Origin of the sequence: Streptomyces sp. NPDC000075 (assembly GCF_040301925.1) — a bacterium.
In the GTDB taxonomy this organism is placed as follows: Bacteria; Actinomycetota; Actinomycetes; order Streptomycetales; family Streptomycetaceae; genus Streptomyces; species Streptomyces polychromogenes.
Map to the genome: position 1 here is coordinate 23,596 of NZ_JBEPFL010000012.1, position 18,650 is coordinate 42,245.

19 protein-coding genes are annotated in these 18,650 nt (G+C 75.2%); 9 read left to right on the forward strand and 10 right to left on the reverse strand.

The window, feature by feature from the left end:
* Positions 1-25 precede the first annotated feature (25 nt).
* Genes ABT403_RS16225 through ABT403_RS16235 form a run of 3 tightly spaced genes read right to left on the reverse strand, consistent with a single transcriptional unit; the run spans position 26 to position 2,627 of the window.
* Positions 26-928, reverse strand: coding sequence for a hypothetical protein (locus tag ABT403_RS16225; RefSeq protein ID WP_344159737.1), 903 nt, complete (start codon positions 926-928; stop codon positions 26-28).
* The gene (locus ABT403_RS16230; protein WP_344159734.1) at positions 925-1,080 is read right to left on the reverse strand and encodes a hypothetical protein; all 156 of its coding nucleotides are present in this window, start codon (positions 1,078-1,080) and stop codon (positions 925-927) included. The genes ABT403_RS16225 and ABT403_RS16230 overlap by 4 nt, the downstream gene beginning before the upstream one ends.
* Positions 1,077-2,627 carry a hypothetical protein gene (locus ABT403_RS16235; RefSeq protein WP_344159731.1) on the reverse strand — a complete coding sequence of 517 codons (1,551 nt, stop codon included), beginning with the start codon at positions 2,625-2,627 and terminating at the stop codon, positions 1,077-1,079. The genes ABT403_RS16230 and ABT403_RS16235 overlap by 4 nt, the downstream gene beginning before the upstream one ends.
* An 86-nt stretch (positions 2,628-2,713) precedes the next feature.
* Here ABT403_RS16235 and ABT403_RS16240 point away from each other — a divergent pair, with 86 nt between their 5' ends.
* The 4 genes from ABT403_RS16240 to ABT403_RS16255 are packed head-to-tail and all read left to right on the forward strand — an operon-like array spanning position 2,714 to position 5,161.
* Entirely contained in the window at positions 2,714-3,502 is a 789-nt protein-coding gene (locus tag ABT403_RS16240) for a LamB/YcsF family protein (protein WP_344159728.1), read from the forward strand.
* Positions 3,499-4,116, forward strand: coding sequence for a 5-oxoprolinase subunit B family protein (locus tag ABT403_RS16245; protein WP_344159725.1), 618 nt, complete (start codon positions 3,499-3,501; stop codon positions 4,114-4,116). The genes ABT403_RS16240 and ABT403_RS16245 overlap by 4 nt, the downstream gene beginning before the upstream one ends.
* Before the next feature lie 56 nt (positions 4,117-4,172).
* On the forward strand, positions 4,173-4,298 hold the full coding sequence (locus ABT403_RS16250; protein ID WP_344159722.1) for a hypothetical protein: 126 nt from the start codon (positions 4,173-4,175) through the stop codon (positions 4,296-4,298).
* A gap of 5 nt (positions 4,299-4,303) precedes the next feature.
* A complete protein-coding gene (locus ABT403_RS16255) occupies positions 4,304-5,161 on the forward strand; it encodes a 5-oxoprolinase subunit C family protein (protein ID WP_344159824.1) in 858 nt (285 codons plus the stop codon).
* 203 nt (positions 5,162-5,364) lie between these two features.
* On the opposite strand, the gene ABT403_RS16260 is transcribed toward ABT403_RS16255, so the two are convergent.
* Both ABT403_RS16260 and ABT403_RS16265 read right to left on the reverse strand, forming a co-directional pair.
* The gene (locus ABT403_RS16260) at positions 5,365-6,762 is read right to left on the reverse strand and encodes a HEAT repeat domain-containing protein (protein ID WP_344159720.1); all 1,398 of its coding nucleotides are present in this window, start codon (positions 6,760-6,762) and stop codon (positions 5,365-5,367) included.
* 342 nt (positions 6,763-7,104) lie between these two features.
* Entirely contained in the window at positions 7,105-7,506 is a 402-nt protein-coding gene (locus tag ABT403_RS16265) for an ankyrin repeat domain-containing protein (protein WP_344159718.1), read from the reverse strand.
* A gap of 330 nt (positions 7,507-7,836) precedes the next feature.
* Between ABT403_RS16265 and ABT403_RS16270 the strand changes: the two genes are divergently transcribed.
* Positions 7,837-8,031, forward strand: a complete 195-nt coding sequence (locus tag ABT403_RS16270; RefSeq protein WP_344159715.1) for a hypothetical protein — start codon at positions 7,837-7,839, stop codon at positions 8,029-8,031.
* Positions 8,032-8,063: 32 nt separating this feature from the next.
* Positions 8,064-9,707 carry a hypothetical protein gene (locus tag ABT403_RS16275; RefSeq protein ID WP_344159712.1) on the forward strand — a complete coding sequence of 548 codons (1,644 nt, stop codon included), beginning with the start codon at positions 8,064-8,066 and terminating at the stop codon, positions 9,705-9,707.
* 45 nt (positions 9,708-9,752) lie between these two features.
* On the opposite strand, the gene ABT403_RS16280 is transcribed toward ABT403_RS16275, so the two are convergent.
* Positions 9,753-11,252 (reverse strand): SCO1417 family PLP biosynthesis transcription factor, encoded by a 1,500-nt coding sequence (locus ABT403_RS16280; protein WP_344159709.1) that lies wholly within the window; start codon positions 11,250-11,252, stop codon positions 9,753-9,755.
* A gap of 215 nt (positions 11,253-11,467) precedes the next feature.
* On the opposite strand from ABT403_RS16280, the gene ABT403_RS16285 reads away from it, so the two are divergent.
* The 3 genes from ABT403_RS16285 (at position 11,468) to ABT403_RS16295 (ending at position 14,363) form a co-directional block, all read left to right on the forward strand.
* Positions 11,468-12,238 (forward strand): glycerophosphodiester phosphodiesterase family protein, encoded by a 771-nt coding sequence (locus tag ABT403_RS16285; protein ID WP_344159706.1) that lies wholly within the window; start codon positions 11,468-11,470, stop codon positions 12,236-12,238.
* A 67-nt stretch (positions 12,239-12,305) separates the two neighbouring features.
* The gene (locus ABT403_RS16290; protein ID WP_344159703.1) at positions 12,306-13,688 is read left to right on the forward strand and encodes an MFS transporter; all 1,383 of its coding nucleotides are present in this window, start codon (positions 12,306-12,308) and stop codon (positions 13,686-13,688) included.
* 300 nt (positions 13,689-13,988) lie between these two features.
* Positions 13,989-14,363, forward strand: coding sequence for an RNA polymerase-binding protein RbpA (locus ABT403_RS16295; RefSeq protein WP_007262928.1), 375 nt, complete (start codon positions 13,989-13,991; stop codon positions 14,361-14,363).
* A 97-nt stretch (positions 14,364-14,460) separates the two neighbouring features.
* Here the strand turns inward: ABT403_RS16295 and fxsA are convergent, their stop codons facing one another.
* The 4 genes from fxsA to ABT403_RS16315 form a co-directional block, all read right to left on the reverse strand.
* Complete coding sequence (gene fxsA / locus ABT403_RS16300; RefSeq protein WP_344159698.1) at positions 14,461-15,051, reverse strand: FxsA family membrane protein; 591 nt, start codon at positions 15,049-15,051, stop codon at positions 14,461-14,463.
* Between the two features lie 90 nt (positions 15,052-15,141).
* Positions 15,142-15,912: a polyprenol monophosphomannose synthase gene (locus ABT403_RS16305; protein WP_344159695.1), complete on the reverse strand. Its 771-nt coding sequence runs from the start codon at positions 15,910-15,912 to the stop codon at positions 15,142-15,144.
* Between the two features lie 328 nt (positions 15,913-16,240).
* A complete protein-coding gene (locus ABT403_RS16310; RefSeq protein WP_344159692.1) occupies positions 16,241-17,869 on the reverse strand; it encodes an amidohydrolase in 1,629 nt (542 codons plus the stop codon).
* Positions 17,870-17,997: 128 nt separating this feature from the next.
* Positions 17,998-18,438 (reverse strand): Lrp/AsnC family transcriptional regulator, encoded by a 441-nt coding sequence (locus ABT403_RS16315; protein WP_030240692.1) that lies wholly within the window; start codon positions 18,436-18,438, stop codon positions 17,998-18,000.
* Between the last annotated feature and the right edge of the window lie 212 nt (positions 18,439-18,650).

Genomic DNA, 18,650 nt, shown 5'->3' on the forward strand with positions numbered 1-18,650 from the left:
GTCTCAGTACGGGGGCGCGTGGGGCTCAGGCGTGGAACGGCAGGCCGGCGTCGGCGGCGAGTTCCAGGTCGTCGCCCTCGGGCGGCGGCAGGAGGGTGGCGGAGCCGTCGCTGACGGGTACCACGCCGAGTTCCAGGAGTTCGGCCATGGCCGCGCTGCCCGCCATGTCGCGGACCTGGAGCTGGTAGCGGGGGGTGGTGCGGTAGGTGCCGCCGGCGTCGTCGCCGGTGCGCTGGAGGAAGCCGGACTCGGTGAGGAAGGCGGCGGCCTTGCCGACGATGCCGGTGGTGGAGCCGGCGAGGCGGCGGGCGTCCTTGGTGGCGCCGGTCGCGCTGCGGCGGGCGTAGACGCGCCAGGCGGCCTCCAGGCCGGGGGCGTCGGAGGCGGGGTCGGTGTTCTCGCCGAGTTCCTCGGCGCGCTCCTCCAGGCGGCGGCAGGTCTGCCGGACGAAGGCGTCGACGCCGTTGACGGTGATCCGGCCGATGTAGCCGTCGTCGGCGAGGTCCTCGGGGCGGGGGAAGGCGAGGGCGGCGACGGCGAGGTGGGCGAGGCCGTGGAGGAAGCGGTCGCCGCCGTCGGCGGCGGTGCGGCGGGCGTAGTCGCCCATACGGACGGCGAAGACGGAGTCCTCGCCGGCGGCGACGGCCATACCGGCGCGCGGGGAGACCTCCAGGACGACGAGGCCGAGGCCGGTGGCGACGGCGTCGGTGAGCCGGCCGAAGCCGGGGTCCTCGCGGTAGCGGCGCAGCAGTTCGGCGTACTCGGCGTCGCGGGCGGGGAGCAGCTTGGGCTGGAGCCCGAACGCGACGAGGCGCGCCGCGTCGGCGGCGTCGGCCGGCGTCAGGGCGGCGGCCGGCGCGGGCGCGGCGGGGACCGACGTGCCGTCGGGCTCGCTCCACGCGGGGTGCTCGGCGTGGTGGTCGCTCACGGGTGGGTCTCCTCGGCGGTGCGGGTGTTCCGGGTACGGGTGCGGGTGCGGGTGAGGCGCGCGGCGGTGGCTCCGGCCGCGCCCGGCGCGAGCGCCACGGCGAAGCCGGCGGGCCCCGGCTGCGGGTGGGGGGCCGGGGTGGGGTGGGTCATGAGGGTTCCGCGCGGTCCGCGGCCATGCCCGCCGCGTCCAGGAGGGCCGTGCCGACGATCAGGTCGGCGCCGCCGAACTCGGGGTCCTCCAGCGGGGTGCCGTCGTCCACCGCGAACAGCAGCCGCTCCTCGCCCTGGCGGTACGCCGTGCCCACGGCCGGGCTGGCCGCGTGGACGGCGAGCAGGGCCACCAGGTACGGCAGGTCGGGGTCACTGAGGCGGGCCTCGGCGAGCAGGCCCGACAGCCGGCGCGGGGCGTCGTGCGGCAGTTCCAGGAGGCGGGTCGCGGCCGCGAGCTGCTCCTCGCTGAAGCGGCTGTCGTCCGGGGTCGCGATGAGGTCGGGCTCCGGCATCTCCACGCCGAGGTGCTCCCGCTCCAGCGGCGGGGTCAGCAGGATCTCCACCAGGTCGGCGACGCGTACCGAGACGGGGCTGCGCAGGCCGGTGCCGGCGGCGAAGAAGGCGTCGGTGACCCGGGTGGCCGCGGCCACGGGCAGCGGCAGCAGCGGAGCGACCAGCTGCCCGTACAGGTCGATCCCGGAGCGCGCGGCGGGCGCGGCGAAGGCCTGGCGGTCCTGTTCGGCGCGGAAGAGCGGGCCGGCGTCGAGGAGCCGGGACTGGAGCTGGGTGTGGCGGCGGATGCAGTCCTTGACGATGTCGACGAGCTCGGCGGCGCGCCGCTTGTTCTCGGGGTCCTCGGCCTCGTCGCGCGCCTTGCGGATGTTGGTGAGGATCGCGTTCTCGTGCCGGTAGCGGTCGGCGACGTGGTCGAGGGCCTCCTCGATCATGTCGGGCACGGACTCCAGCCAGTCGACCGCGCGGACGTTGCGCCGGGTGGCGTCCAGGGTGCGGCGCAGGGTCTCGGCGTACTGGACGGTCCGGTAGCGGGCCTGCTCGGCGGCGAGCTGGGCGTCGGCGAGGCGGCCCCGGCTGATCAGGACCTCCAGCTTGACCTCGGCGGCGATCTGCGCGCTGGTGACGTCGGTGTCGAGGGCGCCGACCAGGACGTTCACGGCCTCGTCGGTGGTGCGCAGGTACACGGCGCCGCCGTGGCCGGGGACCTCCTCGATCAGCTTGAAGTCGTAGTCGCGGCGGACGTAGACCCCGTCGGCGCCGAACGTGCCGTAGATCGCGCGGAAGCCCCGGTCGACGCTGCCGACGTTGATCAGGTTCTCCAGCACCCAGCGGGCGACCCGCTCGTGCTCGGCGGCCGGCCGGCCGGGGGTCTGGGCGGCGACGCGGGGCAGCAGCCTGGCCACTATCTGCTCGTGGTCGGCGCCCGTGTCGAAGTCCATGTTCAGCGTGACCAGGTCGATCGCGGACAGCGCGACCTCCGCCATCGCGTAGACCCCGTACTCGCCGGCCAGATTGGCCTTGCGTACGTCGAGGTCGTGCAGCGGGGCGGTGCAGGCGAGGGCGCGCAGCCGCCGGGCCAGGCCCTCGTCGGCGGCCGGGCCCGGCGCCGGGGACGGGAGGGTCTTCGCCGGGGCAGGGAGAGTCACGTCGAAAAGATTAGGCGGTGTCACGGACAACATCCCAAACGGCATGGTTCGGCCGGATCGTCCCCGGCTCCGCGGAAGGCCGCGGAAGGCCTCTGCGGCACGCGGCGCACGCGCTGTTCTACGCTCGCCGCATGGCTTCCATGATCACATCCCCAGCGGCCGCGATCGACCTCAACGCCGACCTCGGCGAGGGCTTCGGGCGGTGGGCGCTCACGGACGACGAGGCCCTCCTCTCGGTGGTCACCAGCGCCAACGTGGCCTGCGGCTTCCACGCGGGCGACCCGTCGATCATGCGGCGGGTGTGCGAGCTGGCCGCCGCGCGGGGCGTACGGATCGGCGCGCAGGTCTCGTACCGGGACCTGGCGGGCTTCGGGCGGCGGGCGATGGACGTGCCGGCGCCGGAGCTGGCGGCCGAGGTGGCGTACCAGATCGGGGCGCTGGAGGTGTTCGCTCGGGCGGCCGGGTCGAGGGTGTCGTACGTGAAACCGCACGGCGCGCTGTACAACCGGACGGTCCACGACGCGGACCAGGCCGGCGCGGTGGTGGCCGGGATCCGGCTGGCGGCCGGGGAGGCCGGGCTGCCGGTGCTGGGCCTGCCCGGGTCGCTGCTGCTGGAAGCGGCGCGGGAGGCCGGGCTGGAGCCCGTGGCGGAGGCCTTCGCCGACCGGGCCTACACCCCGCAGGGCACGCTGGTGCCGCGCGGGACGCCGGGGGCGGTGGTGCACGACCCGGACGCGGTGGTGGCGCGGGCCGTCCGGATGGCCGCCGAGCGGGAGGTCACCTCCTGCGACGGCTCGCCGGTACGGGTGGACGCGCGCTCGCTGTGCCTGCACGGGGACACCCCGGGGGCGGCGGGGCTCGCGGTGCGGGTCCGGGAGGCGCTGGGGGCGGCGGGCGTGCGGGTGGAGGCGTTCGCGTGAGGGCCCTGGTGGTGGGCCGGGAGGCGCTGCTGCTGGAGGCGGACTCGGCCGGGGAGGTGGCCGCCCTCCACGCCGAGCTGCTGCGGCGGCGCGACGCGGGCGAGCTGGGCGCCGTACGGGAGGTGGTGCCGGCGGCGCGGACGGTGCTGCTGGACGGGGTGCGGGAGCCGGCGGCGCTGGGCGCGCGGATCGCGCGCTGGGCGGTGCCCCCGCTCGCGGAGGCCGAGGGCCCGCTGGTCACCGTGCCGGTGCGGTACGACGGGCCGGACCTCGCGGAGGTGGCCGGCGCGTGGGGCGTCGGCGAGGGGGAGGTGGCCGCTCTGGTCGGGGGGATCGAGTTCCGGGTGGCGTTCTGCGGGTTCGCGCCCGGCTTCGGGTATCTGACGGGGCTCCCGGAGCGGCTGTGGCTGCCCCGGCGGGCCACGCCCCGTACGGCGGTCCCGGCGGGGTCCCTGGCGCTGGCCGGGGAGTACGCGGGGGTCTACCCGCGCTCCTCCCCCGGCGGCTGGCAGCTGATCGGCTCCACCGACGCGGTCTTGTGGGACCCCTCCCGGGAGCCGGCGGCGCTGTTCGCGCCGGGCGTGCGGGTGCGGTTCGAGGAGGCGGGGGCGTGAGCGGGCCGCCGGCGGGGCGGGGCGCGGGTGCGAGTGCGCGGCGGGGAGGGGCGGGCGTGAGCCGGAGTGGGCTGCTGGTGGTGCGGGCCGGGGCGCGGGTGCGCGACCGGAGCGTGAGCGGGCTCCCGGTGGCGCGGGCCGGGGCGCGGGAGCGGGACCGGAGCGGGGAGGTGCGGGCGTGAGCGGGCTGTTGGTGGTGCGGGCCGGGGCGCTGAGCACCGTGCAGGACCGGGGGCGGCCGGGGTACGCGCACCTGGGCGTGCCCCGGTCGGGGGCGCTGGACACGGCCGCGCACGCCCTGGCCAACCGGCTCGTGGGCAATCCGGCGGGGGCCGCCGCCCTGGAGACCACCCTGGACGGGGTCCGGCTGCGCGCCCTGGCCCCGGTGACGGTGGCGGTGACGGGCGCGCCGTGCGCGGTACGGGTCTCGGGGCGCCCGGCGGCGTGGGGTGCGCCGGTGTGGCTGCGGGCGGGGGCGGAGCTGGACGTGGGCCGGGCGGAGACCGGGCTGCGGAGCTATGTCGCCGTGCGGGGCGGGTTCGCCGCGCCGGCGGTGCTGGGGAGCCGTTCGACGGACCTGCTGTCGGGGCTGGGGCCGCCGGTCCTGGCGGACGGGACGGTGCTGGACGTCGGGCCCCCGGGGCCGGCCCCCGCGTCCGGGGCGGACGCCCTGCGGGTGCCGGGGCCGCCGGTGGCGGAACTGGTGCTGCCGCTGCGCCCCGGGCCCCGGGCGGACTGGTTCACGGGGGCTTCGGTGGCGCGGCTGCTGTCGTCGCCGTACCGGGTGTCGGCGGCTTCGAACCGGATCGGCCTGCGGACGGAGGCGGGGCCGCCGCTGGAACGGGCCCGGGCCGGGGAGCTGCCGAGTGAGGGCATGGTCCTGGGGGCGGTGCAGGTGCCGCCGGACGGGCTGCCGGTGGTGTTCCTGGCGGACCACCCGGTGACCGGGGGGTATCCGGTGGTCGGGGTGGTCCCGCCGGGCCCCGCCCTGGACGCCGCCGCGCAGGCCCGGCCGGGTCTGGCGGTCCGGTTCATCCGGACGTGAGGGGGCGGCGGGGGCCGCTGCGCGGGGCAGAGTCCCCTACCCTCCCCCAGACTCCGTCCGGGGGGACCCCCACTTCGCCCGTTCCCAGGGGCTCCGCCCCTGCCCCCGCGCCTCAATCGCCGGCGGGGCTGAAAGACCCGGGGTCGGCCCCGGGGAACGGAGGAAGGGCGGGGCGGGGAGACGGCCCCCCGCCCCCTGCGGAGCTACACGGCCGACTCGGGGGCGATGCGGCTACGGACCGCCGACTGGACGTCCTCTTCCTCCGCCGGGTCCGCCGCCAGGCGGCGCAGGCGCGGGGCGACGCGGGCGTCGGCCGTTTCGGCGTGGCGGGCCGCCACCTCGCGGGTGGTCTCCTCGCAGTCCCAGAGGCATTCGACCGCGAAGCCCGCCCCGAAGGAGGGGTCCGTGCTGGCCAGGGCGCGGGCGGCGCGGCCGCGCAGGTGGGAGGAGGAGGTCTCGCGGTAGATGTGGCGCAGTACCGGTGCGGCGCAGCCGATGGAGAGCCGGCCCGCGCCGTCCACCAGGGTGAAGAGCCGGGCGGAGTCCGGGCCGCAGCCGCGGACGGTGTTGCGGAGGGCCCCGAGCACCAGACCCGCGTCGTCGGCTCCGCCGCAGGCCGCCAGGAGGGCCGCGGCGGCCGCTCCGAGGGCGTCGGGGCGGTGGACCCACAGGCGGGCGCGTTCGAGGGCGGCGGGGCCGCACATGCGCTCGTAGGCGGCCACGGCCGGCTCGTCGCCGGCGGCCTCGATGAGGTCCAGGACGGCCGGGTTCTCCGGTTCGGCGAGGACCAGGTGGTGCAGGGCGGTGGCCCGGGCGGCCTCGCCCAGCGAGCCGGCGGCGGCCGCGAGGATCTCGGGGCGGTCCTCCGGCGCGGCCACGGCGGCGAGACACCGCGCGGCGGGCACGTGCAGCGGGGTGCCACGGCGCAGCCCGTCGGCGGCCCAGTCGAAGACGGCCCGCACCCCCCAGCCGGGCCGGGGGCCGCTGGGGGTGAGCTGGCGCTGCCAGCGGTCGAAGGAGCCCTGCTGGCGGGCGGCGCGCAGGCGTTGCCCGTACTGCGGCAGCTCCTCCCACAGGCTCCACGGCCGGGGCTCGTAGGCGTCGCGGACGGCGGCGGCCAGCCGCGCCCCGCCCTCGGCGGTCTCGGGGAACCGGGCGAGGACCGGGTCGGCGAGGGAGCGCAGCCCCTCGTCGTCGTCGCGCAGGGCGAGCTCGTCGAGGGCCCAGGCCCAGTTGGCTCCGGAGGCGGCGTAGCGGCGCAGCAGCATGAGCGCGTCGTCGCGGCCGTACGAGGCCAGGTGTCCGAGGACGGACAGGGCGAGCCCGGTGCGGTGGTCCTCCTCGTCGAGGAGGTCGTCGACGCCGAAGAGGTGGGCCTCGATGGCGCCGAGGGGGCCGTCGAGGTCCAGGTACAGACGTGCGTAGTACAGCGACCGGTTCTCGACCTGCCAGTCCTGCCGCGGGTCACGGGTCACGCACTCGTCCAGGGCCGCCAGGGCCTCCGGCCGGGGCGCCGCGAGGGCGTGCAGCGTGCCGTCGCCGCGGCCGCGCTGGAGGAGGCCGAGCAGGGTGCCGCTCGGCGCTATGACTGGTTCGAACATGGGAATGGCCTCATATCAAGCTGGGGACGCAACCGGGAATCGGGATTCACAGGGCCGCGTAACAGCATGTGAGGACGTTCGCCGTCATGTTCCGCTCGATGTAGACCATTGCCTTCTCACTCTCGTCGGTGCTTCGCGTCCGTGCCGGCCGGTACGGCAGGGGTGGGTGTGGACACCCGTCGTGTCCAGCCCGCTCCTGCCCGTCCGTCATGTCCGCGAATCGAATCCGACGCCATGATGACCCAGGCGGTTTGTGCGCCGCGACCACATTTAAGGGCGTCGTGACCAAGCCGTGAGGTCGCGGACCCGTCCCGGCCCGGGCCGGGCGGGGAAATAAGCGGATTACTCGGCTCCGAAGAGTTCCAGCAGGTCGGCCTTGTTGAACATGCGGGCCGTGTCCACCGCGGAGGGGGTTCCGGCGTGCGGGTCGGCCCCGCCGGCGAGCAGGGCCCGGATGACGGCCTCCTCGCCCTTGAAGACGGCTCCGGCCAGCGGGGTCTGGCCGCGGTCGTTGGCCCGGTCGGCCTCGGCGCCACGGGCCAGCAGGGCGGTGACGGCGTCGGCGTGGCCGTGGTAGGCGGCGAGCATGACGAGGGTGTCGCCGCGGTCGTTGGTGAGGTTCGCCGGGACGCCGGCGTCGAGGTAGGCGGCCAGGGTCGACGTCTCACCCTGACGGGCGAGGTCGAAGATCTTGGTGGCCAGCTCGATGACGTCCTCGTCGGGCGCGTCCTGGTGCTCGCTCATCGGTCGTACCGCCTTTCGCTCTTCTCACGTCGCATGGGGCAGGAGTCTGCCCAGGCCGGGCGGGCAGGGGGGTGCCCGGCGCTGCGTCCGTACGGGTGAATCGCCAGGGTAGCGCCCGGTCGGGGACATGCGGGGGCCAGGCCGAGGCAAGGATGTCGGTGGCCGGGGCACCCGACACCCTCGCGGGCCGACGCGCCAGCGGGGAGGGGCCGGTCAAGTGAAAAACCCGAAGGTTCACCCGTATGCACCTTTTGTCGCATTGATACTTCCTGTGAGCCTGGAACAACTGATGGTGACCTTCCCTACCGTCCCGCTACCAGGAGAACTCCCATGGTCCTGTCGATCTCAGGCGTCGTGCTGCTCGGCATCATCTGCTTCCTGTTCTTCAAGAAGGACGGGATGAAGCTGACGCACGCCGTCGTCTGCGCGCTCTTCGGCTTCTTCCTCGCCGGCTCCGCGATCGCCCCGAGCATCACCGCCAGCACGGCGAGCCTCGCGAGCCTGCTCGGCGGCATCAAGCTCTAGCCCGCCCCCGCCCCACCACCCAGGAGACGACCGTGGCCCGGCGCCCACTCCCCCGCATCCTCACCAGTGGCAGCACCTCGCTCGCCCGGGGCCGCGATCTCGCCCGCACGGCGGCCGACAACGCCACGGACGTCCTCCATCCGCTCCTGGTCATCGGGCGCGGACTGCGCGTGCTGGCCTCGGCCGGCCGCCGCAAATGGGCCGCGACCCCCAAGGACAAACGGGGACCCGCGCTGTTCCTGGGGGCCGCCTGCGTCCTCGTGGTCGCGCTCGTCCCGTACGGGCCCGTCACCGCGCTGCTCGCGCTCATGGCGGCGGCGGGCTGGCACGGGCGCGACCGCACCCCGGCGAAGACCGGGCCCAGCGACGCCGAGACCGACCGGCTGCGCTCCCTCTACGAGGCCCTCGTGCCCTACTTCTCCGCCCCGGAGGACCCGAGCCCGCTCTTCGCCCACGGCGGCGGCTTCGAGGACGCCTTCAGCGACTACGCGTTCGACGCGGAGGGCCGGGTCACCCGGCTGCGGATCCGCTACCCCGCGTACTTCACCGACGGCGAGGCGGCCTCGCGGGCCCGGATCGAGGCCCTGCTGCACGCCAAGTCGGGGCGCGGCCGGGAGTACCTCTTCGTCTGGGACGAGGAGGCCAACCGGCTCGACCTGCGCGTCCTGGAGGCTCTGCCCACCGGGATCGCCGCCCAGCCGTTCGTGACCTCGCCCGGCGAGTGCGTCCTCGGCTTCACCGACCCCGAGGGGGTCCGGCGCACCCTCCCCGTGCTGGAGGGCGACGAGCCGCGCGACCTGCCGCCCGTCGTCTGGCGGACCGGCCCCGGCTCCACCGAGCCGCACCTGCTCGCCGTGGGCCAGCCCGGCGGCGGCACGACCACCCTGCTGCGCTCGATCGCCCTCCAGGCCCTGCGCCACGGCGGCGACGTGATGATCGTGGAGGGCGGCGGCAGCAACGAGTACGCCTGCCTGGCCGGGCGTGCGGGCGTCCTGGCCGTCGAGTGCGGCCCCACCGGCGCCCTGGCCACGGTCGAGTGGGCCGCCCACGAGACCGAGCGGCGCCTGATCGCAGCGCACCGGGCCCGCGAGGCCGGGCGGCCCGCCCCCGAGGACATCCGGCGGCCGCTGTGGATCCTGCTGGACCGGCCCAGCGTGCTCGCCCACCTCGCGACCGCCGAGGGCCGGCCCGACCCCCTCGCCCAGCTCCAGGTGCCCCTGCGGCACGGCCGCGCCGCGCACGTCACGGTGGTCGTCGCCGAGAACTTCGACCACCTGGAGCTGATCGGCGACGCCGTCTGGCAGCACACCCGGGCCCGGGTCGTCCTCGGGCCCGCCCCCGTCCAGCAGCTCACCGACGTCCTCGGGCTGCCCCCGCACACCACCCCCGCCCCGCAGCTCCCGCCCGGCCGCGGCTACGCCCGGCTCGGCACCGGGCCGGTGCACCGGCTCCAGGTGCCCGCCACACCGGACCCGTACGACGACGCCACGCACCCCGCGCACCGCCACGCCGTACTGGAGCTGCTGCCCGAGCGGCAGGCGGCGGGACCCGGCGGCGGCGAGGCCCCGCCCGCGGCCCCGGGACCGCTCAAGGAGCACCCCCCGGCCCAGGCCTCGGCCTCGGCCTCGGCCCTCGACGCCGGGGAGCTCCCGGAGGTCGCGGCGGAGGCCCCGTAGCCCGGCCGGACCGGGCGTATCGGGCTCTGAGGCGTACCAGGCGTATCAGGCCACGAACGTGCGGGGCGGCTCCGCCCCGCCGCCCGCCCCCGTACCGACCAGACGGGCCGCCGACGCCAGGCGCGCGGCGGCCTCGTCGGCCACCGGCCCGCCCACGGTGAACGGCAGCCGGACGTAGCCCTCGAAGGCCCCGTCCACCCCGAACCGGGGGCCCGAGGGGACGCGGACGCCGACCCGCTCCCCCACCTCCGCCAGCCGCGACCCGGACAGCCCGCCGGCCCGGGCCCACAGGGTGAGCCCCCCGGCCGGCACCGCGAACTCCCAGTCCGGCAGCTCCCTGCGCACCGCGGCGACCAGCGCGTCCCGGTTCTCCCTGGCCTGCACGCGGCGCATCCCGACGGCCTCCTCCCAGCCGCCGGTGCGCATCAGCCAGTTCACCGCGAGCTGCTCCAGCACCGGGGTACCGAGGTCGGCGTAGGCGCGCGCCGCGACCAGGCTGCGGATGACGTCGGGGGCCGCCCGGACCCAGCCGATCCGCATGCCCGCCCAGAAGGCCTTGCTGGCGGAGCCCACGGTGATCACCGTGGAGCCGGCCGGGTCGAAGGAGCACACGGGGCGCGGCATCGCGGGCTCCGGGTCCAGCCGGAGCTCGGCCATGGTCTCGTCGGCGATCAGGACGGTGCCGGCGGAGCGGGCGGCCTCGACCATGGCCCGGCGCTGCTCCTCGGAGGCCAGGGCCCCGGTCGGGTTGTGGAAGTCGGCGACGACGTACGCCAGGCGCGGGGCCGCGTCGCGCAGCACCTGCCGCCAGACGTCCATGTCCCAGCCGCTCAGCCCCGCGCCCATGGCGACGGGCACCAGGCGGACCCCGGCGGCGCGCATCAGCTGGAGGATGTTGGCGTAGGAGGGGGACTCGACGGCGATCCGCTCGCCCCGGCCGGCGAAGAGGCTGCAGATGGCGTCTATGGCGCCCATCGCGCCGGTGGTGACCATGATCTGCTCGGGCATGGTCGGGATGCCGCGCTCGGTGTAGCGGTCGGCGAGCATCCGGCGCAGCGCGGGCAGGCCGGCCGGGTAGTCGCCGTGGGTGTGGGCGTACGGCGGGAGTTCCTCCAGGGCGCCCTGGACGGCCTTGGTGAGCCAGGGCTCGGGGGCCGGGAGGGCGGCGCAGCCCAGGTCGATCATGGAGCCGAGGGATTCGGGCGGGAGGGGTTCCAGGCCGCGGGCCGGGAGCGGGTTCCCGGCCGGTACGGCCGTCCAGCTGCCGGCGCCCCGGCGGGACTCCAGGAAGCCCTCGCCGCGCAGGGCCTCGTAGGCGGCGGCGACGGTGGTGCGGCTGAGGGAGAGGGCGACGGCCAGTTCGCGCTCGGCGGGCAGCCGGGCGGCGACGGGGACGCGGCCCTCCAGGACGAGCAGCCGGATCCCGTCGGCGAGCGTGCGGTACGCGGGCGCCTTGCGGGCGCCGGACACGGCGGGCCGCTCCTGCTGCGAGGTGATCAGCCGGGCGAGCTGTGCGGTGCCGACCGCTGAGGTCCACTGAGCCATGGCGTCCGGTCCACCTTCATCGGATTGGCCCCGGCCGGCCGGGGCCGGGGCCGGGATTGGATTGGTTCCGCGGCCCCCAGGGTGTCATGGTGCGGTCCACCCGGGCCAGACGGGGGCCGGTCCGGCCGCCCCGGCCCGGCGGGCGGCCGGCTGCGTTCACCGTCCGTCCACGCGGGCGCTCCCGTCCCGGGGGACCCAGCGTGCATACTGCGGCCGTGACCCACGTACGTCTTCGCCATCCCTATCTGGACCACCCGGCCCCGATCCCCTTCGCCCACCGGGGCGGGGCCGCGGACGGGCTGGAGAACACCGCCGCCGCCTTCCGCCGGGCGGCCCGGGCGGGCTACCGGTACTTCGAGACCGATGTGCACGCGACCGCGGACGGAAAGCTGGTGGCCTTCCACGACGCCACCCTGGACCGGGTCACCGACGCGACGGGCCGGATCCGGGAGCTCTCCTGGAGCCGGGTGCGGGAGGCGCGGGTGGCGGGGAGCGAGCCGCTGTCGCTGTTCGAGGAGCTGCTGGAGGAGTTCCCGGACGCCCGCTGGAACGTGGACGTGAAGGACGAGTCGGCCCTGTACCCGCTGGTGAACCTGATCGCCCGGGCCGGGGTCTGGGACCGGGTGTGCGTGGGTTCCTTCTCGGAGAGCCGGGTGGCCCGGGCGCAGAGGATCGCCGGCCCCCGGCTGGCGACCTCCTACGGGGTGCGGGGCGTGCTGGGGCTGCGGCTGCGGTCGTGGGCGATCCCGGCGGCGCTGCGGGTGGGCGCGGTGGCGGCCCAGGTGCCGGAGACCCAGGCGGGCATCCGGGTGGTGGACCGGCGTTTCGTACGGACCGCGCACGAGCGGGGACTCCAGGTGCACGTCTGGACCGTGAACGAACCGGAACGTATGGAAGCTCTACTCGACCTGGGTGTCGATGGCATCATGACCGACCGGATCGACATCTTGCGCACGGTGCTGGACCGGCGCGGAGCCTGGGCCTGACGGGCCGCGGGCCCCCCGCGCCCGGTGCGGCGGCCGGCGTCCTACGGGGAACGGCAAGGGGGCGCTCATGACCGAGCGTACGGAAAACGAAGCGGAATCCGGCGCGGACGACGGCAGAGCCGCCGCCGACGGGGCCGCCGCGCGCAGGCGCGAACAGCACGGCTGGTACTTCTACGACTTCGCCTGCTCGGTCTACTCGACGAGCGTGCTCACCGTCTTCCTCGGGCCGTACCTGACGGCGGTGGCCAAGGCCGCCGCCGACGCCGAGGGCTACGTGCACCCGCTGGGCATACCGGTGCGGGCCGGGTCCTTCTTCGCGTACGCGGTGTCGCTGTCGGTGATCCTGGCCGTGCTGGTCATGCCGCTGGCGGGCGCGGCGGCGGACCGCAGCGGCCGCAAGAAGCCGCTGCTGGCGGCGGCCGCGTACACGGGGGCGGCGGCGACGGCCGGGATGTTCTTCCTGGACGGGGACCGCTACCTGCTGGGCGGTTTCCTGCTGGTCGTCGCGAACGCCTCGCTGGCGGTCTCGATGGTGCTCTACAACGCCTTCCTGCCGCAGATCTCGACCCCGGACGAGCGCGACACCGTCTCCTCCCGGGGCTGGGCCTTCGGCTACACCTCGGGCGCGTTCGTGCTGGTGCTGAACCTGGTGCTGTTCCAGGGGCACGACTCCTTCGGGCTCTCCGAGGGGACCGCCGTCCGGATCTGCCTGGCCTCGGCGGGCCTGTGGTGGGGGGCCTTCGCGGTCATCCCGCTGCGCCGGCTGCGGGACCGGGCGGTGGTCCGGGAGGCGGGTGCGGCCCCGGCCGTCAGCGGCTGGCGGCAGCTGGTGGCCACGCTGAAGGACATGCGGCGCTACCCGCTGACCCTGTCGTTCCTGCTGGCGTACCTGGTCTACAACGACGGCGTGCAGACCGTGATCTCCCAGGCCTCGGTGTACGGCTCGGAGGAGCTGGAGCTGGAGCAGTCCACGCTGATCGTGGCCGTGCTGCTGGTCCAGGTCCTCGCCGTGGTCGGCGCGCTGGCGATGGGCCGGCTGGCGGCCTCGTACGGGGCGAAGCGGACGATCCTCGGCTCGCTGGCGGCCTGGGCGCTGACGCTGGGGGCCGGGTACTTCCTTCCGGCCAGGACCCCGGTGTGGTTCTTCGCGCTCGCCGCGATGATCGGGCTGGTGCTGGGCGGGAGCCAGGCGCTGTCGCGCTCGCTGTTCTCGCACCTGGTGCCGGCGGGCAAGGAGGCGGAGTACTTCTCCGCGTACGAGATGAGCGACCGCGGGCTGAGCTGGGTGGGGCCGCTGGTCTTCGGGCTGACGTACCAGGTCACGGGCAGCTACCGGGACGCGATCATCTCGCTGGTGGTCTTCTTCGCACTGGGTTTCGCCCTGCTGGCGCGAGTGCCGGTGCGGCGTGCGGTGGAGGCGGCGGGGAATCCTGTTCCGGTGCGCGTCTGAACCGGGATCCGTCCGGACTCGTGAACGAGTTCCGAACGGATTTCGACGTTATGGCAATCGGCCGGTAGTGTACGCCTTTGGCCTGCCAGGCGGACCGTTACTGCGCGTTCATGAAATAGAGACGTTGGGTGACATCTGCTGCCAGATGTGACAAAACGGGCACTGGTGGGTACAACAAGGGGCGGCACGACGGGCGACGCATGACCCGGAGCGGGAATCTATACCGCCGACCGGACGTTGACCGGATGACGACGACAGCGACACCTGTCCTGTGGGCGACAAGCCCGGGAGGCACGATTCATGAGTGAGCGAGCTCTCCGCGGTACGCGGCTCGTGGTTACCAGCTACGAGACGGACCGCGGCATCGATCTGGCCCCGCGCCAGGCGGTGGAGTACGCATGCCAGAACGGACATCGATTTGAGATGCCGTTCTCGGTTGAGGCAGAGATTCCGCCGGAGTGGGAGTGCAAGGCGTGCGGCGCCATGGCACTCCTCGTGGACGGGGACGGGCCCGAAGAGAAGAAGGGCAAGCCTGCGCGAACGCACTGGGACATGCTCATGGAGCGACGCACTCGCGAGGAGCTCGAGGAGGTGCTGGCCGAACGGCTGGCCGTCCTGCGCTCCGGCGCCATGAACATCGCCGTGCATCCGCGGGACAGCCGCAAGTCCGCCTGACCGCGGGCGTGAGCACAAGCCGAGGGGCCCCGCCACTGACGTGGCGGGGCCCCTCGGCTTGTTCCGTTCCGTTCCGGCCGCGAGCCGCGCCCTCCGGCTACGGGGTCAGCGGCGGGCGGTACGTCGTATCGGGTCCGGCCGGGGAGCCGTCCTCGCGGATCACCTCGCCCTGGACCACCTTGCCGTCGGGGAAGTGGATCCGGGCCTGCGTGTAGGCGTCGCCGAAACCGCCCGGGGTGCCCGCAGCCATCTTCCGCTCCAGCGAGCGCCCGGCCAGACGGCCGGCGAGGGCCCGTACCGGAGGCAGCAGCAGGAGCAGGCCGGCCACGTCGGAGAGCAGCCCGGGCAGGATCAGCAGGAGACCGGCCAGCATGGTCATGCCGTTGCCGGAGCCCCGGGCGGGCTGCGGGGCCGTCGGGGTCCCGCCCGCCATCGCCTGTTCCTGCGCCTGCTGGAAGGTCCGCGTCAGGTTCTTGAAGGCCCGCCGCCCGGCGCGCTTGATGACCACCACGCCCAGCACCAGCCCGCCCGCGAGCAGCGCGGCCACGGTGAACCCGCCGGCCGCCCCGGCGACCAGGCTGAGCAGCCAGATCTCCAGGATCAGCCAGCCGGCCACCGCCAGCGGGAGGAACGTACGGGCGCGCGAACGCTGCCGGGGGGCCGTGGCCGTCGGTGTACCGCTACTCATACCACCCAGTGTGCCCGGGCGGGCGTAAAAGCGACCTCAGCCGGAGGTACCGGACAGCCCCTAGGGGACGGTGGGAGGGCGCTCCCCCGGCTACCGGCGGGGGCTGCCCCCGGTGAGCTTGGCCAGGCGCTCGCCGAGGCCCCAGCGGGTGACCCGCCACAGGGCCTCGACCACGATGTCCCTGCTCATCTTGCTGTCGCCGAGCTCGCGCTCCACGAAGGTGATGGGCACCTCGACCACGCGGAAGCCCCTGCGGACCGCCCGGCGGGCCAGGTCGACCTGGAAGCAGTAGCCGGCCGAGGCGACCTCGTCCAGGCCGAGCCCCTCCAGCGTCTCGCGGCGGAAGGCGCGGTAGCCGCCGGTGACGTCCCGGATGGGGACGTCCAGCATCAGGCGGGAGTAGGTGGATCCGCCACGGGAGAGGAACTCCCGGCTCTTGGGCCAGTTCACGACCCGGCCGCCCGGCACCCAGCGGGAGCCGAGGACGAGGTCCGCGCCGGCCAGCGCGGTGAGCAGGCGCGGCAGCTCCTCCGGCTGGTGGGAGCCGTCGGCGTCCATCTCCACGAGGACCCCGTAGCCGTGCTCCAGGCCCCAGGCGAAGCCCGCCAGGTAGGCGGCGCCGAGCCCCTCCTTGCCCTTGCGGTGCAGGACGTGGACGTGGTCGTCCCCGGCCGCCAGCTCGTCGGCGAGCTTGCCGGTGCCGTCGGGGCTGTTGTCGTCCGCGACGAGCACGTGCGCCTCGGGGACCGCCGCACGGACCCGGCCCACGATCCGGCCGATGTTCTCCGCCTCGTTGTAGGTCGGAATGATCACCAGCGTGGTGCCGAGCGGCCCGAAGGTCCGCTGTCCGCCGTTGCTCACCGGTTCCCCTTGCGTGTCTTTCGTGGAGTCGGACCACTGCGGGGCACCCTCGTCCGGCCCGTCACAGCAGGATGATTTTAGAACAGCGATCGGGGCCCGGCGGCCCTTCGGGCCGGACCGGGGCCCGCTGGCTGCGGGCCGCCCTGACCGTTGTCTACTGGACCGCCGGGCCCGATCCGGGGCCACCCGCCGCCCCGGTGAAACCTTCCGTCGCCCCCGAGGCTCGGGTGCGCTGAACGGTCGGCTCCCTCCGGTCGGGCGTCCTGCCGGTGGACCCGGGCGAACCTATCCGGGCGGGGCCGCCGGTACCGAGCCGATGCCCGGTGGATCACCCCTGTGGCCGTACGAATACCTCCCGGCCGCCCACGACCGTCTTCAGGCACACGGGCAGTTCCCCGCCCGGGCTCAGGTCGGGCAGGCCGGGGGTGCCGGAGCGGGGGTCGGTGGACCAGCGGGCCACCCGGTCGTCGGGGGCCTGGACCACCAGCGCGCCGGTCTCCCAGACCGCGTAGTCGGCGGGCGCGCCGGGCACCAGGATGCCCGCGTCGTCGCGGCCCAGCGCCCGCCAGCCGCCCCGGGTGTGGGCGGCGAAGGCGGCCCGTACGGAGATCCGGTGCTCGGGGGTGCGGTGGAAGGCGGCGGCGCGGACCGTGCCCCAGGGGTCGAGCGGGGTCACCGGCGCGTCGGAGCCGAAGGCCAGCGGGACGCCGGCCTTGAGCATGGCCGCGTACGGGTTGAGGGTGCGGGCGCGCTCGGCGCCGAGCCGGTCGGCGTACATGCCGTCCTCGCCGCCCCAGGCGGCGTCGAAGGCGGGCTGCACCGAGGCGGTGAGGCCGAGCTCCGCGAAGGCGGCGATGGTGGCGGGGGTCATCATCTCCGCGTGCTCGACGCGGTGGCGGGCGGCCCTGATCCGGTCCAGGCCCACCTTCTCGGCGGCCGCGCGGACCCCCTCGACGACGGCGGTGACGGCGGCGTCGCCGATGGCGTGGAACCCGGCCTGGAGGCCCGCCTCGGTACAGGCGGCCACGTGCCCGGCGATCTCGGCGGCGTCCAGGTAGCCGGTGCCGGTGTGCGCGGCGTCCGCGTACGGGGCGTGCAGGCAGGCCGTGTGCGAACCGAGGGCTCCGTCCACGAAGAGGTCGCCGGCGGCGCCGACCGCGCCGAGCTCGCGGGCCAGGTCGAGGTCGCGGTCGGCCCAGTAGCCGTGGACCCGGGGCCCGGGGCGTTCGGCGGCCAGGGCCAGCAGGCCCGCGAAGTCCTCGGCGGAGGAGATGTCGGGGCCGCCGCACTCGTGTACGGAGCCGATGCCGAGGGAGGCGGCCCGGTCGAGGGCGGCCCGCTGGGCCTCGGCGCGCTGGGCCGGGGCGAGGGCGGCGAGCGCGGCGCGGCGGACGGCGTGGTGGTCGTCCTTGGTGAGCGGTTCGCCGTCACCGTGCGGGTGTACCCGGGGGACGAGGTCGAGGAGGGCGGTGGTGACGACCGCGGAGTGGACGTCGATGCGGCTGAGGTAGAGCGGGCGGCCCCCGGTGGCCTCGTCGAGCTCGGAGCGGCGCGGGGCCCGGCGCTCGGGCCAGCGGGCGGCGTCCCAGCCGTGGCCGAGGAGCACCCGGTCGGCGGGGCGGCGCGCGGCGTACGCCCGGACGAGGCCCAGGGCCTCGGTGAGGGAACGGGTGGTGGTGAGGTCGAGGCCGGTGAGGGCCAGGCCGGTGGAGGTGGCGTGGACGTGGGCGTCGGTGAAGGCGGGGGTGACGAGTGCCCCGCCGAGGTCGACGACCTCGTCCACGCCCTGCGCGAAGGCGTCGGCGGCGCCTTCGGAGCCGACCCAGGCGATGTGGCCGCGCTCGACGACCATCGCCGTCGCGAAGGGGTCGGCGGGGCTGTGCACCTCGCCTCCGCGGAGGAGGAGCGTGCGGGGTGCTCCGGCGGCTTCGGCGGAGGGGGCGGTGCGGTCTGTCATGGGGACCAGTTTCGCCCCTGCGGGGGGCGGGATTTTCCCCCGCCCCGCCCTTTCACCGTTTCCCGGGGGCTCCGCCCCCGGACCCCCGCGCCTCAAACGCCGGCGAGGCTGTAAATGGCCCCGGGAGGCTAGACCCGCGGTGGACGGGCTTCGTAGGGGGTGCTGAGGACCACTGTGGTGCGGGTGGAGACGTGGGCCAGGGCTCTGAGGCGGCCCAGGAGGTCCTCCAGTTCCAGCGGGGTGGCCACGCGGACCTTCAGGATGTAGTTCTCGTCGCCCGCGACGCTGTGGCAGGCCTCGATCTCGGGTACGCCCGCCAGCCGCTCCGCGATGTCGTCCGGCGCGCTCGGGTCGAACGGCTTGACCGAGATGAAGGCCGTGAGGGGGAGCCCGACGGCCTCGGGGTCGACCACGGCCGCGTAGCCGCGGATCACTCCGCGCTGTTCCAGGCGGCGTACTCGCTGGTGGACGGCCGATGTGGACAGTCCGGTGGCCTTGCCCAGATCCGTGTAGCTCATCCGCCCGTCCCGCACGAGCAGATCCACGATCTGGCGGTCCAGCTCCTCCATTGCGCTCATAGCCGCTCAACCTAAGGCCCAGGACCGCTCCAGGCCCAGCGGTGTCCACGCAGAAGTGGCACCTGCGGCGGGCATGTGACCAAAGCCACAGACGTGTACGGGCGTACATCCCGCTCTCGTGGTTACTCGTGCCGCTCGACGGGAAGTGCTTGCTGTGGCCGTGGCCGAAGAAAGTGCCCGCCCGGCCCACCCAAGGGGGAGTA